General features: G+C 74.0%; 12 protein-coding genes. 6 read left to right on the top strand and 6 right to left on the bottom strand.

The features are described from left to right. Window positions 1-504 precede the first annotated feature (504 nt). Window positions 505-759: a DUF3311 domain-containing protein gene (locus tag RZ84_RS13300; RefSeq protein ID WP_078894625.1), complete on the top strand. Its 255-nt coding sequence runs from the start codon at window positions 505-507 to the stop codon at window positions 757-759. After that, complete coding sequence (locus RZ84_RS13295; protein WP_043264490.1) at window positions 756-2,339, top strand: sodium:solute symporter family protein; 1,584 nt, start codon at window positions 756-758, stop codon at window positions 2,337-2,339. The genes RZ84_RS13300 and RZ84_RS13295 overlap by 4 nt, the downstream gene beginning before the upstream one ends. Here the strand turns inward: RZ84_RS13295 and RZ84_RS13290 are convergent. From RZ84_RS13290 to RZ84_RS13280, 3 genes are all read right to left on the bottom strand, one after another. Beyond that, the gene (locus tag RZ84_RS13290) at window positions 2,317-3,411 is read right to left on the bottom strand and encodes an SCO0930 family lipoprotein (RefSeq protein ID WP_078893734.1); all 1,095 of its coding nucleotides are present in this window, start codon (window positions 3,409-3,411) and stop codon (window positions 2,317-2,319) included. The genes RZ84_RS13295 and RZ84_RS13290 overlap by 23 nt on opposite strands. 123 nt (window positions 3,412-3,534) lie before the next feature. Then, window positions 3,535-5,142, bottom strand: coding sequence for an NADH-quinone oxidoreductase subunit NuoF family protein (locus RZ84_RS13285; protein ID WP_078893733.1), 1,608 nt, complete (start codon window positions 5,140-5,142; stop codon window positions 3,535-3,537). After that, window positions 5,139-5,825, bottom strand: coding sequence for a hypothetical protein (locus tag RZ84_RS13280; protein WP_241777689.1), 687 nt, complete (start codon window positions 5,823-5,825; stop codon window positions 5,139-5,141). The genes RZ84_RS13285 and RZ84_RS13280 overlap by 4 nt, the downstream gene beginning before the upstream one ends. Before the next feature lie 371 nt (window positions 5,826-6,196). On the opposite strand from RZ84_RS13280, the gene RZ84_RS13275 reads away from it, so the two are divergent. Further along, on the top strand, window positions 6,197-7,195 hold the full coding sequence (locus tag RZ84_RS13275; protein WP_347232751.1) for a PucR family transcriptional regulator: 999 nt from the start codon (window positions 6,197-6,199) through the stop codon (window positions 7,193-7,195). Window positions 7,196-7,282: 87 nt separating this feature from the next. Here the strand turns inward: RZ84_RS13275 and RZ84_RS13270 are convergent, their stop codons facing one another. From RZ84_RS13270 to RZ84_RS13260, 3 genes are all read right to left on the bottom strand, one after another. After that, window positions 7,283-8,689: a DUF1996 domain-containing protein gene (locus tag RZ84_RS13270; RefSeq protein WP_043264488.1), complete on the bottom strand. Its 1,407-nt coding sequence runs from the start codon at window positions 8,687-8,689 to the stop codon at window positions 7,283-7,285. Window positions 8,690-8,909: 220 nt separating this feature from the next. Further along, entirely contained in the window at window positions 8,910-9,566 is a 657-nt protein-coding gene (locus RZ84_RS13265; RefSeq protein ID WP_043264487.1) for a DUF4142 domain-containing protein, read from the bottom strand. A 120-nt stretch (window positions 9,567-9,686) separates the two neighbouring features. Beyond that, window positions 9,687-11,576, bottom strand: a complete 1,890-nt coding sequence (locus RZ84_RS13260; protein ID WP_043264486.1) for an AMP-dependent synthetase/ligase — start codon at window positions 11,574-11,576, stop codon at window positions 9,687-9,689. 166 nt (window positions 11,577-11,742) lie between these two features. Between RZ84_RS13260 and RZ84_RS13255 the strand changes: the two genes are divergently transcribed. From RZ84_RS13255 to RZ84_RS13245, 3 genes are all read left to right on the top strand, one after another. Next, window positions 11,743-12,048 (top strand): DUF6412 domain-containing protein, encoded by a 306-nt coding sequence (locus tag RZ84_RS13255; protein WP_043264485.1) that lies wholly within the window; start codon window positions 11,743-11,745, stop codon window positions 12,046-12,048. Window positions 12,049-12,288: 240 nt separating this feature from the next. Continuing rightward, window positions 12,289-13,371 carry a YidC/Oxa1 family membrane protein insertase gene (locus RZ84_RS13250; RefSeq protein WP_107068114.1) on the top strand — a complete coding sequence of 361 codons (1,083 nt, stop codon included), beginning with the start codon at window positions 12,289-12,291 and terminating at the stop codon, window positions 13,369-13,371. Window positions 13,372-13,509: 138 nt separating this feature from the next. After that, window positions 13,510-14,367, top strand: a complete 858-nt coding sequence (locus RZ84_RS13245) for a fumarylacetoacetate hydrolase family protein (protein WP_043264484.1) — start codon at window positions 13,510-13,512, stop codon at window positions 14,365-14,367. The last annotated feature ends 311 nt before the right edge of the window (window positions 14,368-14,678 follow it).

Genomic DNA, 14,678 nt, shown 5'->3' with positions numbered 1-14,678 from the left:
GCTTTACGTCCGGACACCCTGCCCCTCCGGCCCGCCCCCTCCCGTGAAGGGGTGGAAACCAGGTAGTCGGTGGTTGACGTAAGTGGGTCAGCGTGCCTTGTGAGTTGAGGGGTGGCCGACCATACGTCATCGGCCGTTGGGGGACCAGCGACCTCAGCCCCCACCCACCGGTTTTTCCCCACCCCCCACGGGAGGGGACGGGCCGGAGGGGGCGGTGTGCCGGACGTAAAGCGAAGCAGTCCGGCACACCACCCCCGCAGGGCCGTCACCGCACCCGACAGCCCCGCGCAGCGGCACCGCCCGCCGCAGGCGCAACGGCGAACAACCCCCACGGCGGGAAAGCCGACAACGTGGGAAGCCGGCCAAGCGCAGCGGAACGGCGGGACGGCCGACAACGTGGGAAGCCAGCCAGGCACGCAACGGCTAGGCTCTCGCGACGTGCGAAAACGGACCTACGGCGGGACAGCCGAATACGTGGGGCGCGGCATAGCGCAGCGAAGCGGCATAGCGCAGCGAACCGGCAAAGCGCAGCGAACCGGCGCAGCGTGGTGGTTGCTGGTGCCGTACGTGCTGTTCCTGGCCGTGCTGCCGCTCGTCAACCGGGTGGTGCCGACCGTCGCCGGGCTGCCGTTCCTTTTCTTCTGGATGCTGCTGGCGACGCTGCTGACGCCGGTCGCGGTGTGGCTGGCGCACCGCGGCGGCCTGCGGCGCGCCCGGTCGCAGGCCCCCGGTCCGGCGGACGAGCGGGGGCGGGGATGAACGCCACCATCGCGACCGCCGTCTTCGCCGCCTTCATGGTGCTGACCGTCGTCCTCGGCCTGCTGGCGGTCCGCGGCCGGGGAGCCGCAACGGAGGGGCAGCCCGAAGGGCTTCCAGGGAAGGGCGGTGGTGGGCGACGGGCGGGCGGGTTGGCGGAATGGTCGGTGGGCGGGCGCAGCCTCGGCACCGTCTTCATCTGGGTGCTGATGGCCGGCGAGAGCTACACCAGCTTCAGCTATCTGGGCGCGGCGGGCTGGGGTTACAACTTCGGCGCGCCGGTGCTCTACGTGCCGGCCTACATGTCGTGCGGCTACGCGATCGGATATGTCGTCGGCCCGATGCTGTGGGCGTACGCCCGCCGGCACGGTCTGGTCGGCATCACCGACATCGTCGCGCACCGCTACCGGCGGCCCTGGCTCGGCGCCGCCGTCGCGGTGCTCGCCACCGTCTGCCTGCTGCCGTACATCCAGCTCCAGATCACCGGCATGGGCGTGGTGGTCTCCACCATCTCCTACGGCGCGATCAGCCTGAACTGGGCCTATTTCATCGGCTTCGCGGTCACCACCGGCTTCGTCGTCGTCAGCGGGCTGCGCGGCAGCGCGTGGGTGTCGGTGCTCAAGGACCTCCTCGTCATCGTGACGCTGGGCTTCCTGGCGATCTACGTGCCGCTGCACTACTTCGGCGGCTACGGCCCGCTCCTGCACCGCATCGTCGCCGAGAAGCCGCAGTGGCTGACCTTCCCGGGCCACCGGTCGGGCGGGCTGGGCCAGGTCTGGTTCATCACCACCACATTCGTCAACTCCCTGACGGTGGTGGTCTTCCCGACGACCGTCGTGGGCTATCTCGGTGCCCGCAACGCCGATGCGCTGCGCCGCAACGCGATCTACCTCCCCTTCTACAACGTCCTGCTGTTCGTGCCGATGCTGCTGGGGCTGGCGGCGCTGTTCGTGGTGCCGGGGCTGACCGGCGCCGACTCCAACCTGGCGCTGTTCAAGCTGGTGGTGGACTCCCTTCCGGCCTGGGCGGTGGGCGTCATCGGGGTGGCCGCGGCGCTCTCCTCCATCGTGCCGATGGCCGTGTTCATGCTGGTCATCGGCACGATGTGGGGGAGGAGTGTGCTGGGTGCGATCCCCCGGCTGGCGTCCCGTCAGAAGCTGTGGTCGCAGCTCGTCGTGGTCGCCGCCGGGGGGCTCGCGCTGCTGCTCACCTACACCGCCCCCACCACCCTCGTACGGCTGTCCCTGATCTCGTACGAGGGGATGGCGCAGCTGGTGCCGATACTGCTGCTGGGGCTGGTGTGGCGCCGGCTGACGGTGTACGCGGCGGTGAGCGGCCTGGCGGCGGGCTTCGCGCTGGTGTGTGTCCTGGTCTTCGGGGGACATGATCCGGTGTGGGGGATGAATGCGGGCATCGTCGGCCTCGCGCTGAACGTGGCGGTGGCGTTGGCGGTGACCTGGCTGGGTCCGCGGGAGGCGGGCGACGACCGCCCGGACGGCGAGGTCCTGGCGCTGGACGGCGAGTTCCCGCGGGGCGGGGTGCCGGCACCGGGCGGTCCGCTCAGTACGCCGGTGAAGCGGTGACGTCCGAACTCGGCGCGCCGCTGCCCGCCGCGCCGCTGCCCGCCGCGCCGCTCACGGACTTGGTGTTCTTCTTGCCGTTCTCGGAGACCGCGAACCACAGGCCCATCTTGCCCTGGCCGTTGATGTCGCCGGGCTGCTTGTCGCCGGTGAACCAGTAGACCGGCCAGCAGTCGATGGCGAGCTGGCGGGTGCCGTCGGGCCGGGTGACGGTGGAGACGAGGTGCGGGGCGATGCCGTTGAGCTTGGAGCGGTCGGCGGGCTTGGCGGGCTTCCAGGTGTCCAGGCAGGTGCCGGTGCAGCCGAACTTCATCGGCCAGGCGCTGTCCTTGTTGAAGCGGTAGAGGGTGCGGCCCATGCCGTCGACCAGGATCCGGCCGAGCTGCGGCTGGGCGAACACCCCGACGTCGCCGGGCTGCTGGGCGCCCGCCTTGGTGCCGTCGGAGGCCAGCGCGTGCCAGGTGCCGCCCACGCCGTGACCCTTGGTGTCGCCGGGCTTGGTGTCCTTGGCGTAGCGGTAGGCGGGCCAGCCGTTGACGGTGAGCTGCTTGGTGCCGTCGGCGCGGGTGACCGAGCCGAGGGCGTCGGGGGCGATCCCGGCGGGGGCGGTGGCGCCGTCGGCGGGGACCGGCGGCCAGGTGGTCGCGCAGTCGCCGGAGCAGTTGGACATGGGGGGTTTCGCGGTGTCCTTGTCGAAGCGGTAGAGGGTCATGCCCTGGGCGTCGGTGACGACCGGGCCGAGGGTGGCGGACTGGTGCAGGGCGAGGGCGCCGGCGGGTTTGCCGGCCGCGGCGGGCTTGCCGCTGTCGCCGCCGGCCTGGCCGCCGTAGCCGCCGCCGGTGGTGCTGCCATAGCCGCCGCCGTAGTCGCTGGTGCCCTGGCCGGCGGGCTGGACGCTGTCGGTGCCGCTGCCGCTACCGGCGGCGTGTCCGCTGCCGCCGCTGCCGCAGGCGGTGGTGAGGGTGAGGGCGGCGGCGAGGGCGGTGACGGCGAGGACGGCGTGCCGCCGGGCCGCGGACCCGGCCGAGGGGGCAGAAGGGGCTGAGGGGGTCGAGGGGGGTGTTGTGACGGGCATGGCGATTCTCCTTGGGTGGGGGTGGGTGGGTCGGGTCGGGGGTGAGGGGGAGTGGGGGATGGGGGACGGTCCGCGGGGTGAGTGCTTCCCGGGGCGTATGGGGCAACAGGCGGTAGGTGTGGGTCAGTTGCCGCTCTGGATCCGCAGTGCGAGGGCCGGGCAGCGGCGCACCGCGAGCTGGGCGCGGCGCCGCATACGGGCCGGCAGCGGCATACCGGCCGTCTCGGGGTAGCCGTCCGGGCCGAGCCGGATCATCGCCGGGAGCACCTCCGCGCACAGGCCGTGGCCGCGGCACAGCGTCCAGTCGACCAGCAGGCGTTCGGGCGGCGGGGGCGGTGGGGCCGGGGGGTACGGGGGCACCGGAGGGATCCGCGGTGGGGCGGGGAGCTGCGGCCGGTGCCCGGTGACCGGGAGCGCTCCGGTCACCGGACGGCCGCACCCGAACCCGTGCGCGTGGCGGTCGAACTCCTCGGGGAAGGCGGCAAGGGCCGACGCCACGAAGCGCGCGGTACCGTCCGGGTGGCTGCATGCGCCGCGACCGCGCACCGCCCGCAGGCGGGCGTGCACGGACTCCAGGGCGGCGTCCCCGCCACCCCGTACGGCGCGGTCGAGTTGGTCGGCGAGGGCGGGCAGCCCCAGTACGCAGGGCCCGCACTGCCCGGCGGACTCGGCGGCCAGCCAGCGCGCGACCCGTACGGTCTCGCCCGCCGGGCAGGTGTCGTGGGGCAGCGGCAGGACCGCCCCGGCGCCCAGCACCGCGCCGTGGGCGGCCAGCGCGTCGCGGGAGAGGGTCGCGGTCCGGGCGGCGCCGGGGGAGAGCCAGGTGCCGTGGTAGCCGCCGAGGAGGACGCCCTGCCCGGCGTCGGTGCCGCAGTGCGTGAGGACCTGGAGCAGCGGCGTCCCGTAGGGGGCCTCCACGACCTGCCGGCCGGCGACGGTCAGCAGCAGGGTGCCGGGCTCGGTGGGCAGGCCAGCGGTGCGGTAGCCGAGGGCGCCGAGCCGTGCGGCCACGGCGAGTTGGGCGTAGGTCTCGGCGTTGGACAGCAGGGTGGGCAGGCCGTCCAGACCGCGTTCGCTGGAGCGGATCCGGCGGCCCGAGGGCAGTGCGGGGCCGCCGGACAGGCCGCCGGTGAGCGCGGTGCCCTCGCCGGTGACGAACCGCTCGGGCAGCCGGGTGACCCGTAACGGCGGCCGGACCGGGCCGCGTTCGGCGATGGCGCGGCGCACCGAGTCCGCCACGTCCGGACGGGTCACCCCGATCGCGATCTGCCGGGCGCCGATCGCGCCGGCGGCCAGCAGCGCGCCGTCCAGCACCAGATGCGGTACGTGCAGCAGCAGTGCGGCGTCCTTGAGGCAACTCGGCTCGCCCTCACTGCCGTTGACGACCACCGCGGCCTTGCCGTCGGCGCGGCGGATGCCGTCCAGGACGGCGGTCACCTTCCGGGCGAACGGGAAGCCGGCGCCGCCCCGGCCGCGCAGATCGGTGTCCTCGGCCAGCGCCACCAGCTCCTGCGCGGTCAGCCGGGGCGGCTGGTCGTGCAGCGTCAGATGGGCGACCCGGTCGAGCCGGGGCAGTTCGTCGAGCCCGGCCAGCAGCCGCGGCGGCCCCACGGACGTCACGGCGGGGAGCGGGGTGGCAACTCCGGGCACGCCGGCGGCGGTTGCGAGGACCGGCAGCTGCGCGGTGTCCGCGGCGGACGGCAGCGGGTGGGCGGGTGCCGGGGCGGTCATCGGGGCTCACCTCCCGTGGTGCGGCGCGGGCCGCGCAGCCGCAGGGCGAGCCGTACGGCCACCCCGGCGAGCGCGATCCCGTATCCCGCCATCGCCCAACCGGACGCGGCCCGGCCGGACTTGAGGCCGTGCAGCAGGGCCAGCGCCCAGGCGGGGTAGGCGACCGTGTGCAGCACCCGCCACCAGCGCGCGGAGGTGCGGCCGGTGAACGCGCCGCGCACCGCCCCGCTCACCGCGACCGCCACGAACCCGTACGCGGCGAGCGTGCCGCAGCCGATGAGCGCCGGCCGCACGCCGTCGGTGAACGGCACCGCGGCGGCGCTCGCCCCGGTCTGCCCCTGGGCGACCTTCACCCAGATGTGCAGGCCCAGGAAGCCCAGGCCCGCGATGCCGGTGCCGCGGTGCACGGCCTGCGCGAGCAGCCGGTGCGGGGTGTGCAGCACCATCCGGTCGGTGGCAGCCAGCCCCCACAGGACCGTGGCGGAGAGCGAGACCAGGGCCAGGACCCCGGCGCCGTAGTCCAGGAAGTGCACCGTGCTGTCCATCGCGCCGGAGTGCAGGGTGACGGCGAGGAAGAGCAGCAGCGCGGCCGGAAGTGCCGGGCGCAGCAGGGCGGTTGGGGCGGGGCGTGGGGGCGGGGCGGGCATCAGACCTCCCGAGAGCGGGACGTAGCAGGTTGCCATACGCAAATTCCGGCGATTTATCCCGGCAGTGGTATTCATTCCGAGGGGCTCCGGGGTATTTGTCCGGACCACTTTTCGTGTGACCCCCGGTAACACTCAACATTCCGTGACCGGCCGGATACTCGCGGCCGTAATCCGGATGACCAAAAGCATCACCGAACCTCCGCTGGATTTCCTGATGTTTAGCGCGCTGTGACAAATTCCTGCACGTGCGTCGCGGACCTCGGGGAGGACTCCGGATGATGCCGACTCAGGCGCACGCAGGGGCGCCAAGCCCCTGTCTCAGCCGCATCCCCGCCAGGATCGAGGTAGCGATGTGTGATCTCCTGAACCGCCTCTGGTCGCGCCCCCGCGGCGAGTGGAACCGGGTCGTGAGAAATGAACTTCCGGACCTTGTGGAGAAGGTGGTCGCGGAGTTGCAGCGCGGATTTCCGGCAATGGCCGCACTTCTCGGTGACACGCCCGTGGAAGAGGCCCAATGGGCACTGGAACAGGCTCTGCTGACCGTTCTCGGGTACCAGAAATCATCGCAAAGCAAGCGCCCGCCGGTGGCGTCCGTCGTGACGCCGATGCCGGTGGCGCGGGCCCGTCAGGACCTCTTCGACGTCCTCGCCGGACAGCGGGAGACCCCGGAGGGCGGCCTCGGTGAACTCGCCCGGGCGGCCGGCTGGCCGGTCCCCGACACCGTCCAGGCCGTGGTTCTCGCCACCCCCGCCGAGGCCCCCCAACTGGCCGCCGCCCTCGGGCACGCCCTCATCGGCAGCGTCGAGGGCCACACCGCACTCTTCGTGCCCGACCCGGCCACCCAGACCAGAGCCCGCCTGGAAGCCGCCCTCAAGGGCCGCGCCGCCGCCGTCGGCCACGCCGTCCCCGCCGCGGACGCCGCCTCCTCGCTGCGCTGGGCGCGCTATCTGCTGTCCCTGGCCCCCGGCGGGGGCGGCCCCGAGGCGCGTCCGGCGTTCGTCGACGACCACCTCTCGGCGCTGCTGCTCCTCCAGGACGAGTCGCTGGCCGACGCCCTGACGTCCCGCTGGCTGGGCCCGCTCTCGGAGTTGACGCCACGTCAGAACGAGCGGCTGGAGGTCACCCTGCTGGCATGGCTGGAGGGCGGCGGTGCCCCCGAGGCGGCCAAGCTGCTGCACGTTCATCCGCAGACCGTCCGCTACCGGTTGCGGCAGATCGAGAAGCTCTTCGGCCCGGCGCTGCGCGATCCGCGGACCCGCTTCGAGCTGGAAATGGCCCTCCGCAGCCGCCGTCTGATGGCCCATGTCCGCAACCGGCGGGCGCGCGCCGGCCGCCGGGCCCGCGCGGTGGCGTCCAGTATCCGGCCCCTCGGCATGGCCAGGGAGGCCCGGGTCAACGGCCTGTGACGCGCCGCCGCCCGGACATGCCGCCGGCCGCCGTCCCCACTCCTTCGCGGAGCGGGGGCGGCGGCCGACTGCCGTGCGGGGGCGGAGTCAGGAGCAGCTGCGCCCGCCGTTGATGCACCCGACCGCCCGGTTCATCAGCCCGTCCGGCATCACGTCGATGAAGTCACCGTGGTCCGTCACCGGTTTGCGCAGCTGCTCGGGGAAGCTGTCCACCGCGAAGCTGTCGCCCGGCGGGACGTCGTACGTCAGGCGCTCGACGAGCTGCGGCACCGCCGTGAAGCCCTGCGGGCAGCCGCCGTTCCGGTCGGCGAAGGCCATGTGGTCGCGGTGGTTGCCGCTGTCCGTGGTGCGGCCGTTCCAGCAGCCGGGGAAGGCCAGTGTGCGGACCACCTGCGAACCCCTGGGGCACAGCGGGTACTTGTCCGCCAGCTGCCGGTTCTCGAAGCCGGTGCAGCTCCAGGAGGCGTGGGCGTTCTTCGGCCCGTTGGTGAACGCCTTGGCGTCGCCGGTGATCACCCGCAGGAAGCGCGGCATCGCCCGGACACCGCCCGACTGGCTGCCGTGGTAGGTCAGCGTCACCGAGGCCGGGGTCAGCACCGAGCCGGCGTTGCCGTCGCTTCCGGCGCCCGGTTGCGGCGAGTTGGTGCCGTCCAGCTTGCGCAGCACCGGCCAGTAGTACGTGGACAGATCGCCGTTGGAGCAGGTGGTGCCGGACGCGGCCAGCGACTGGTCGGTGGAGAAGGCGTCGGTGGTCTTGTTGCCGACGTAGTCGTGGGTGTGGTGGGCGCCGTTGGTCACGCCCGGGGTCACGATGACGTTGTCGGAGTTGAAGTGGCCGTTCTTCTCGTTGCGCCCGCACGCGCTGGTGAAGGTGCCGGTGGACGCGCCCCGGCCTCTGGGGGTGACGAACGGCGGGTTGCCGGTGCCCGGCGCGACGGTGGTGATGTCCGCGAAGTCGTCCCGCGAGGGCCCGGTCTGCTGGTGGTGCTGGCCCTGCCCCTGGCCTTGGCCCTGCCCCTGACCTTGCCCTTGCCTCTGGTTCCCGCCCCGGCCGCGGCCCTGACGCCGGCTCAGGTCGTGGTCGGGGGCCGTCCCGGTGGGCTTGGTGGTGCAGGCGCTCATCCGCATCAGGTCGTCCGGGCGTGCGGCGCCGCCGCGGGCGATCGCGTCCGCCATCGTCCCGATGGTCTGCCGGCGCTGCCGCTCCAGTGTGCCGAGCGGCGAACCGCTGTTGCCGCCCGCCGTCATCGCCCGGTACGCGTCCGACACCTGGCGGTCGAGGGAGGCCAGCCCCTGGGAGACCTGGAGCCGGGCGCCGCTCGGTACCGCCCGCAGGTTCTCGCCGACGTCGGGGCAGGAGATGGTGGCGGCGGTCGCGGTGAGGTGCTGATGGCCCGGTACGGGGTCCGGGCCGGAGTTGCGGGCCAGTGCGGTGCTGGCGATGGCCGTGAGCGCGCCGCCGCCCAGCAGGAGGGCCATCGCGGCGACCGTCATACGGGTGCTCAACCGCGAACGTTTGTGGGCCTGTTGGCGTTGCTGATGGCGTTGCTGGTGGCGCTGTGGATGGGTCCGTCGGCTCATGAGGGCATCACTTCGCTTCGTCCGGTGGGGGAAGGGGGGCGCTGGACAGGTGCTGGTGCGGAAAGCGCACAGGGGAGGGGCAGGGAGGACCGGGGGTAGGTGTGCCGGGGCCGGCCGCTCGGCCGGATCTCCGTCAGTTGCCGTGCAGGGTGCCGAAGTCGACCTGGCCGGTCTGCTCCAGGACCGTGATGTGGTCCAGGACGACGGCGTTGGCCCGGTCGGCCAGGGCGCGGACGACCGAGTTGCGGGTCTGGTCGCGGACGAGTGCGACCAGGCCGAAGACCTTGCCGTGGGAGCGGCGCAGCAGCTCCGCGAAGAGCGGGCCGAAGGCGTCGTCCGAGGCGGCGCCGAGCTGGTCGAGCCAGCCCTGCTGCTCGGCGGTGGGCCGGTTGGGCAGCGCGATGCCGAGCTGCTGCGCGGCCTCCCGTGATCGACGGTCCAACTCGGTGTGGCCGGCCACGAGATGGTCGCCCGCGGTGCGGACGGCGGCGGTCCGGCCGCGCGCCTGCGCCTGCCGGCCGGCGGGCAGCTCCCACAGGCCGGCCAGCCGGACCTTGCGGACGAAGTCCCGGTCCATCGCGCTCAGCGGGCCGTGGCGGGTGTTCACGGTGCCCCCGCCGTCGTCGTCGTAGCCCACCGTGCTGGTGGCCGCGGACGCGCTCTCGCCGAAGAGCTGCACGGGCAGCAGCAGCGCCGCGAGCGTGGCCAGCAGTGCGCAGACCACCAGGCCGGTGGCGATGGCCCGCCCGGAGACGGGGGACTTCTTCCTGGTGCCGGGGATCGACCGCATGACCGGGACGCTAGGCGCCGCGGGGGCCGCCCGGCGCCGGATCCTCACCCCTGGACAAATACCGGTCCACGCCGCCGCGGCCCTGCTACGGTCCCCGTGTGCGGTGCGGGTACGCGCTGGTCAGCCCGCGTACAGCGCGTCGATCTCGGCCGCGTACGCCCGGACGATCGCCGCCCGGCGCAGCTTCAGCGACGGCGTCACCAGCCCCGCCTGCTGGCTGAACTCGCCCGGCAGCACCCGGAACGCGCGGATCGACTCGGCGCGCGAGACCGCGGCGTTCGCGCGGGCCACCGCCCGCCGCACCTCGGCCCGCAGCTGCTCCTCAGGCGACGGCACCCGCGGCGCGGCGCCGGAGCCGTCCGGGTCGCCGTCGCCGGCCGCCGCCTCGCAGCGCAGCCGCCGCCAGTGCGCCAGCGCCTCCGGGTCCAGGGTGATCAGCGCGGCCACGTACGGGCGGTCGTCGCCGACCACCACGCACTGGGAGATCAGCGGATGGGCGCACAGCCGCTGCTCCAGCGCCTGCGGGACGACGCTGGAGCCGCTGCTGGTGATGATGACGTCCTTCTTGCGGCCGGTGATGACGAGATAGCCGTCCTCGTCCAGCCGGCCGAGATCGCCGGTCGGCAGCCAACCGCCGTACAGGCCAGGGGTGTTGCCGCGGTAGCCGCCGCCGGTCGGCTCCGTGTCGTCGAGGTAGCCGGCGAACACCACCGCCCCGCGCACCCACACCTCCCCGTCCGGCGCCAGGTGCACCGCGCTGCCCGGCAGCGGGCGGCCCACCGTCCCGAACCGCACCCGGCCCGGCGGCTGCGCGGTGATCGCCCCGCTGGTCTCGGTCAGTCCGTAGCCGTCGTAGACGGTGATGCCGGCGCCGGCGTACCGCAGGCCCAGCTCCCGGCGCAGCGGTGAGCCGCCGGAGACCGCGGTCCGCACCCGGCCGCCCAGCAGCGCGCGGAGCCGGGCGTACACCAAGCGGTCGTAGAGCGCGTGCCGGGCCCGCAGCCACGGGCTGGGGCCGGGCCCGGCGCCCCGCGCCCGCGCCGCCTGCGCCTCGGCGTGGCGCTCCGCCACCGCCATCGCCGCGTCGAACACCCGCCCCCGGCCGGCCTGTTCGGCGGCCAGCCGGGCGCGGCTGGTGAGCTTCTCGAAGACGTACGGCACCGCGAAGAGGAACGTCGGCCGGAACGACGCCAGCGCCGGCAGCAGTTCGTCCGACGCCCATTCCGGCTGGTGGCCGAGGAGCACCCCGCCGCGCAGGCACGCCACCTGCACCATCAGCCCGTAGATGTGCGCGAACGGCAGGAACGCCAGCAGCGAGGGGCGTTCGCCGGGCGCGGCCAGCAGGCCGCCCCAGCCGGCGAGGAGGGTGTCGCACTCGGCGGCGAGGTTGGCGTGGGTGATCACGCAGCCGCGCGGCCGGCCGGTGGTCCCCGAGGTGTGCACGATCGCGGCGGCGCTGTGCGGGGCGACCGCATGGCGCAGCCGGTGCACCTCCGCCTCGGGCAGCCGGGCGCCCTCCTCCGTCAGCCGCCGTACGCAGTCCCGGTCCAGCTGCCAGATGCGCCGCAGCGCCGGGTTCCGGTCGGTCGCGTCGCACGCCTCGGCCACGGTCATCGCCTGCGCCTCGTTCTCGACGACGATGGCCGCCACCCGCGCCCCGGTCAGGATGCACCGCAACTGCTCGGCCGACGCGGTCGGGTAGACCGGCACCAGCTGCCCGCCGACCGCCCAGAGCGCATAGCTGAACAGCGTCCACTCGTACCGCGTACGGGACATCACCGCGACCCTGGTCCCCGGCCGGACGCCGTCCGCCAGCAGCCCTCTGGCCAGTCCGGTCACCTCGTCGCGGAACACCGCCGCGGACACCTCGCGCCAGCCTCTGGGGGCATCGGCGTCGCGGCGGGCGAGCTGGGCGAACTCCGGGCGGTGCGCGGCCGTGTCGAAGACGGAGTCGGCGAGGCCGCCGGTCCGCAGTGGAGCCGCCAGGGCCGGGACGCTGATGTCGCGCATGGGACCTCCCTCGGGGGAGGGAAGTTACCGGCAGGTTTCCCACCTGCCCAGGAGTATGGCTACTCTTGAGCGGAAGACGACAAGTCTTTGTCGGGGAACGAGCCCTTGTGACCACATGCTGGACATGAACGGTCCACCGGGCCACGGGAAGAGGAGAGGACGCCGGATGTACCGCATCGCCGATGCCTGGCGGCTCTACACCTCCGCGCTGTTCTTCCTCCTCGCCGGACTCCTGCTCGCCCAGACCGGTCTGACGACCGCGCTGACCGCCGCGGCGACCACCGCCGCGCTCCTGCTGCTGTGCAGCGCCCTCGCCCTGGCGGCCACCGCCCGCCCGGTGCCGCCGGGCCGGATCCGCACGGCCATCCGCGACCGCGAGCGCCGTACGGCGTTCCTGCCGCAGCGCGATCCCGACGCCGCCGGCCGGCCGCGCCCGCGAGCACCGGGCCGCGCCCTCCCGACGGCCGCGTAGACGCCCCGGCACCCCCGGCGCAACTCCCGGGCATTCCCCGGTAATCAACGGGCATTCGCGAACATTCAGAGCTATTGACGGGCATTCACGGCGCCTTCCGGCGGCAGCTCCGCTGCCCCCCCGGCATGCCCGCCCGCTCCAGCTCCCGCTCCCTTGCCCCGCCCCGGTGCCGGTGCGCGTCCACGCCGCTCGTCACGCCGATCCCGTTCCGGCACGACGAGACCCGTGGAGGGCTCACCCATGTCCGTTTTCGACGTCCTCGGCGATGCGCTGGTGCGCGGCGCCGACACCCTCGCCCCGCTCTTCGGTGCCTCGGCCACGGCCGTCGCCATCGTCCTGTTCACCCTCGGCGTGCGCGCCGCGCTGCACCCGCTGGCCCGTGCCGCGGCCCGCGGCGAGAAGGCCCGCGCCGCACTCGCCCCGCAGATCGCCGTGCTCCAGCGCCGGCACGGCGGCGACCGCGAACGGCTCCAGCGGGCGATGTCCGAGCTGTACGCCAAGACCGGCGCCTCGCCGCTGGCCGGCTGCCTGCCGTCGCTGCTCCAACTGCCGGTCTTCTTCGTGATGTACCGCCTCTTCACCACCGGGAACGGCACCCTGCTCGGCCATACGCTGCTGGGCGCGCCGCTCGGCGGCAACTGGCGCCGGGCGCTCGCCGACGGCGGGGTGTTCGGGCCGCAAGGACTGGTCTACCTCGGGCTGTTCGCGCTGATCGGCGCGGTCGCCACCTGGAACTACCGGCGGGCGCGGGCCACGGCGGCGGCCAACCCGGCCCCGGCGGTGGGTCCCGGCGGTGCGCCGGCACCCGGTATGGGCACTCTGGCCAAGCTGATGCCGCTGCTGTCCTTCGGCACGCTGATCACCGTGGCGGTGACGCCGCTGGCGGCCGGGCTCTATCTCGTGACCACGACGACCTGGACCGCGTGCGAACGGGCGCTGCTGCACCGGGACCGCAAGCCGGGCCGGAAGCCGGAGGGGGAGCGGCAGCCGGAGCGGGAGACGGAGAACGGGACGGGCCGCGGCGGGGAGCGGGCGAAGGGCGCGGACGGCGCGGAGCGGCCGGGCCGCACCCCGTCCGGCGGCGGTGCGCGCAAGCGGGCACCCAGGACGCGGGCGGCCCGGCAGCAGGCCGCCCGGGCACGGGCGAACGCCGCCGCGCGGGCCGACCGGGCCGGGCGGCGGAACTCCCGGAAGCCGGACGACGTCCCGGCCGCCGCCCGGCCCGAACCGGCTGCACCGGATGAACCGGCTGCCCCCGCACAACCGGCACAGCCGCCGTCCGGATCCTCCCCTTCCGGCCGGGCCGCCACTACCCCTCGGTAACGGTCCACTCCGTGGACGGGGGTCTTGCGGACCGGACCGCGTTCTTGGAGGATCGGCCAAACGCTCGATGGCCGTCCCCCATCGGCCGGCCCGGAAGATCCCTTCGGGGCCGACCCTTCGACCACGGGAGTTGTGACGATGAAGCTGCTGCGCGTCGGAACGGTGGGGGCGGAACGCCCGGCGCTGCTCGACGACACCGGCGTCCTGCGGGACCTGTCGGACACGGTGCCGGACATCGACGGCGCACTGCTCGCGGACGACGCGGCGCTGGCCCGGATACGGGCCGCCGCCGCGTCCGGCGGACTGCCCGCGCTGGACGCCGACGGGCTGCGCACCGGCCCGCCGGTCGCCCGGATCGGCAAGGTGGTGTGCATCGGGCTGAACTACCACGACCACGCCCGGGAGACGGGGGCCGCGACCCCCGAGGAGCCGATCATCTTCATGAAGGCGCCGGACACCGTCGTCGGCCCCGATGACCCGGTCCTGGTGCCGCGCGGCAGCGTGAAGACCGACTGGGAGGTGGAGCTGGCCGTCGTCATCGGCCGCACCGCCCGCTACCTGGAGACCGACGAGCAGGCGCTGGCGGCGGTGGCCGGGTACGCGGTGGCGCACGACGTCTCCGAGCGCGCCTTCCAGATCGAGCGCGGTGGCCAGTGGGACAAGGGCAAGAACTGCGAGACGTTCAACCCCCTGGGCCCGTGGCTGGTGACCGCCGACGAGGTGCCCGACCCGCAGGCCCTGGGAATCCGGCTGTGGGTCAACGGGGAGCTGAAGCAGGACGGCACGACCGCCGAGCAGATCTTCCCGGTGGCCGAAGTGGTCCGCTACGTCAGCCGGTTCATGACGCTCTACCCCGGCGACATCATCAACACCGGCACGCCGGCCGGGGTCGCGATGGGGCAGCCCGAGCCGAAGCCGTATCTGCGGGCCGGCGATGTGGTGGAGCTGGAGATCGACGGCCTGGGCCGCCAGCGGCAGGAGCTGCGCTCGGCCTGACGCTGCGCTTGGCGGGCGTCCCACGTTGTCGGCTTCCCCGCCGTAGGGGTGCGGCGCCGTTGCGCCTGCGGCGGGCGGGGTCCGCTGCGCGGGGCTTTCGGGGTGCGGTGACGGCCCTGCGGGGGTGGTGTGCCGGACTGCTTCGCTTTACGTCCGGCACACCACCCCCTCCGGCCCGTCCCCTCCCGTTGGGGGTGGGGAAAAAACCGGTGGGTGGGGCTGAGGTCGCTGGTCCCCCAACGGCCGATGACCTATGGCCGGCCACCCTCAACTCACCACACGCACCAGCCCACTTACCCCAACCACCAACC

The sequence above is a fragment of the Streptomyces sp. CT34 genome (assembly GCF_000805335.1).
GTDB lineage: Bacteria > Actinomycetota > Actinomycetes > Streptomycetales > Streptomycetaceae > Streptomyces.
The sequence above is the reverse complement of the archived record's forward strand: the minus strand, read 5'-3'. Positions and strand labels throughout refer to the sequence as shown.

What these genes read in the sequence shown, in the direction of transcription:
- RZ84_RS13295 (WP_043264490.1), top strand. Translation starts at nt 756, where the DNA reads ATGAACGCCACCATCGCGACCGCCGTCTTCGCCGCCTTCATGGTGCTG.
- RZ84_RS13290 (WP_078893734.1), bottom strand. Translation starts at nt 3,411, where the DNA reads ATGCCCGTCACAACACCCCCCTCGACCCCCTCAGCCCCTTCTGCCCCC.
- RZ84_RS13285 (WP_078893733.1), bottom strand. Translation starts at nt 5,142, where the DNA reads ATGACCGCCCCGGCACCCGCCCACCCGCTGCCGTCCGCCGCGGACACC.
- RZ84_RS13280 (WP_241777689.1), bottom strand. Translation starts at nt 5,825, where the DNA reads ATGGCAACCTGCTACGTCCCGCTCTCGGGAGGTCTGATGCCCGCCCCG.
- RZ84_RS13270 (WP_043264488.1), bottom strand. Translation starts at nt 8,689, where the DNA reads ATGACGGTCGCCGCGATGGCCCTCCTGCTGGGCGGCGGCGCGCTCACG.
- RZ84_RS13265 (WP_043264487.1), bottom strand. Translation starts at nt 9,566, where the DNA reads ATGCGGTCGATCCCCGGCACCAGGAAGAAGTCCCCCGTCTCCGGGCGG.
- RZ84_RS13260 (WP_043264486.1), bottom strand. Translation starts at nt 11,576, where the DNA reads ATGCGCGACATCAGCGTCCCGGCCCTGGCGGCTCCACTGCGGACCGGC.
- RZ84_RS13255 (WP_043264485.1), top strand. Translation starts at nt 11,743, where the DNA reads ATGTACCGCATCGCCGATGCCTGGCGGCTCTACACCTCCGCGCTGTTC.
- RZ84_RS13250 (WP_107068114.1), top strand. Translation starts at nt 12,289, where the DNA reads ATGTCCGTTTTCGACGTCCTCGGCGATGCGCTGGTGCGCGGCGCCGAC.
- RZ84_RS13245 (WP_043264484.1), top strand. Translation starts at nt 13,510, where the DNA reads ATGAAGCTGCTGCGCGTCGGAACGGTGGGGGCGGAACGCCCGGCGCTG.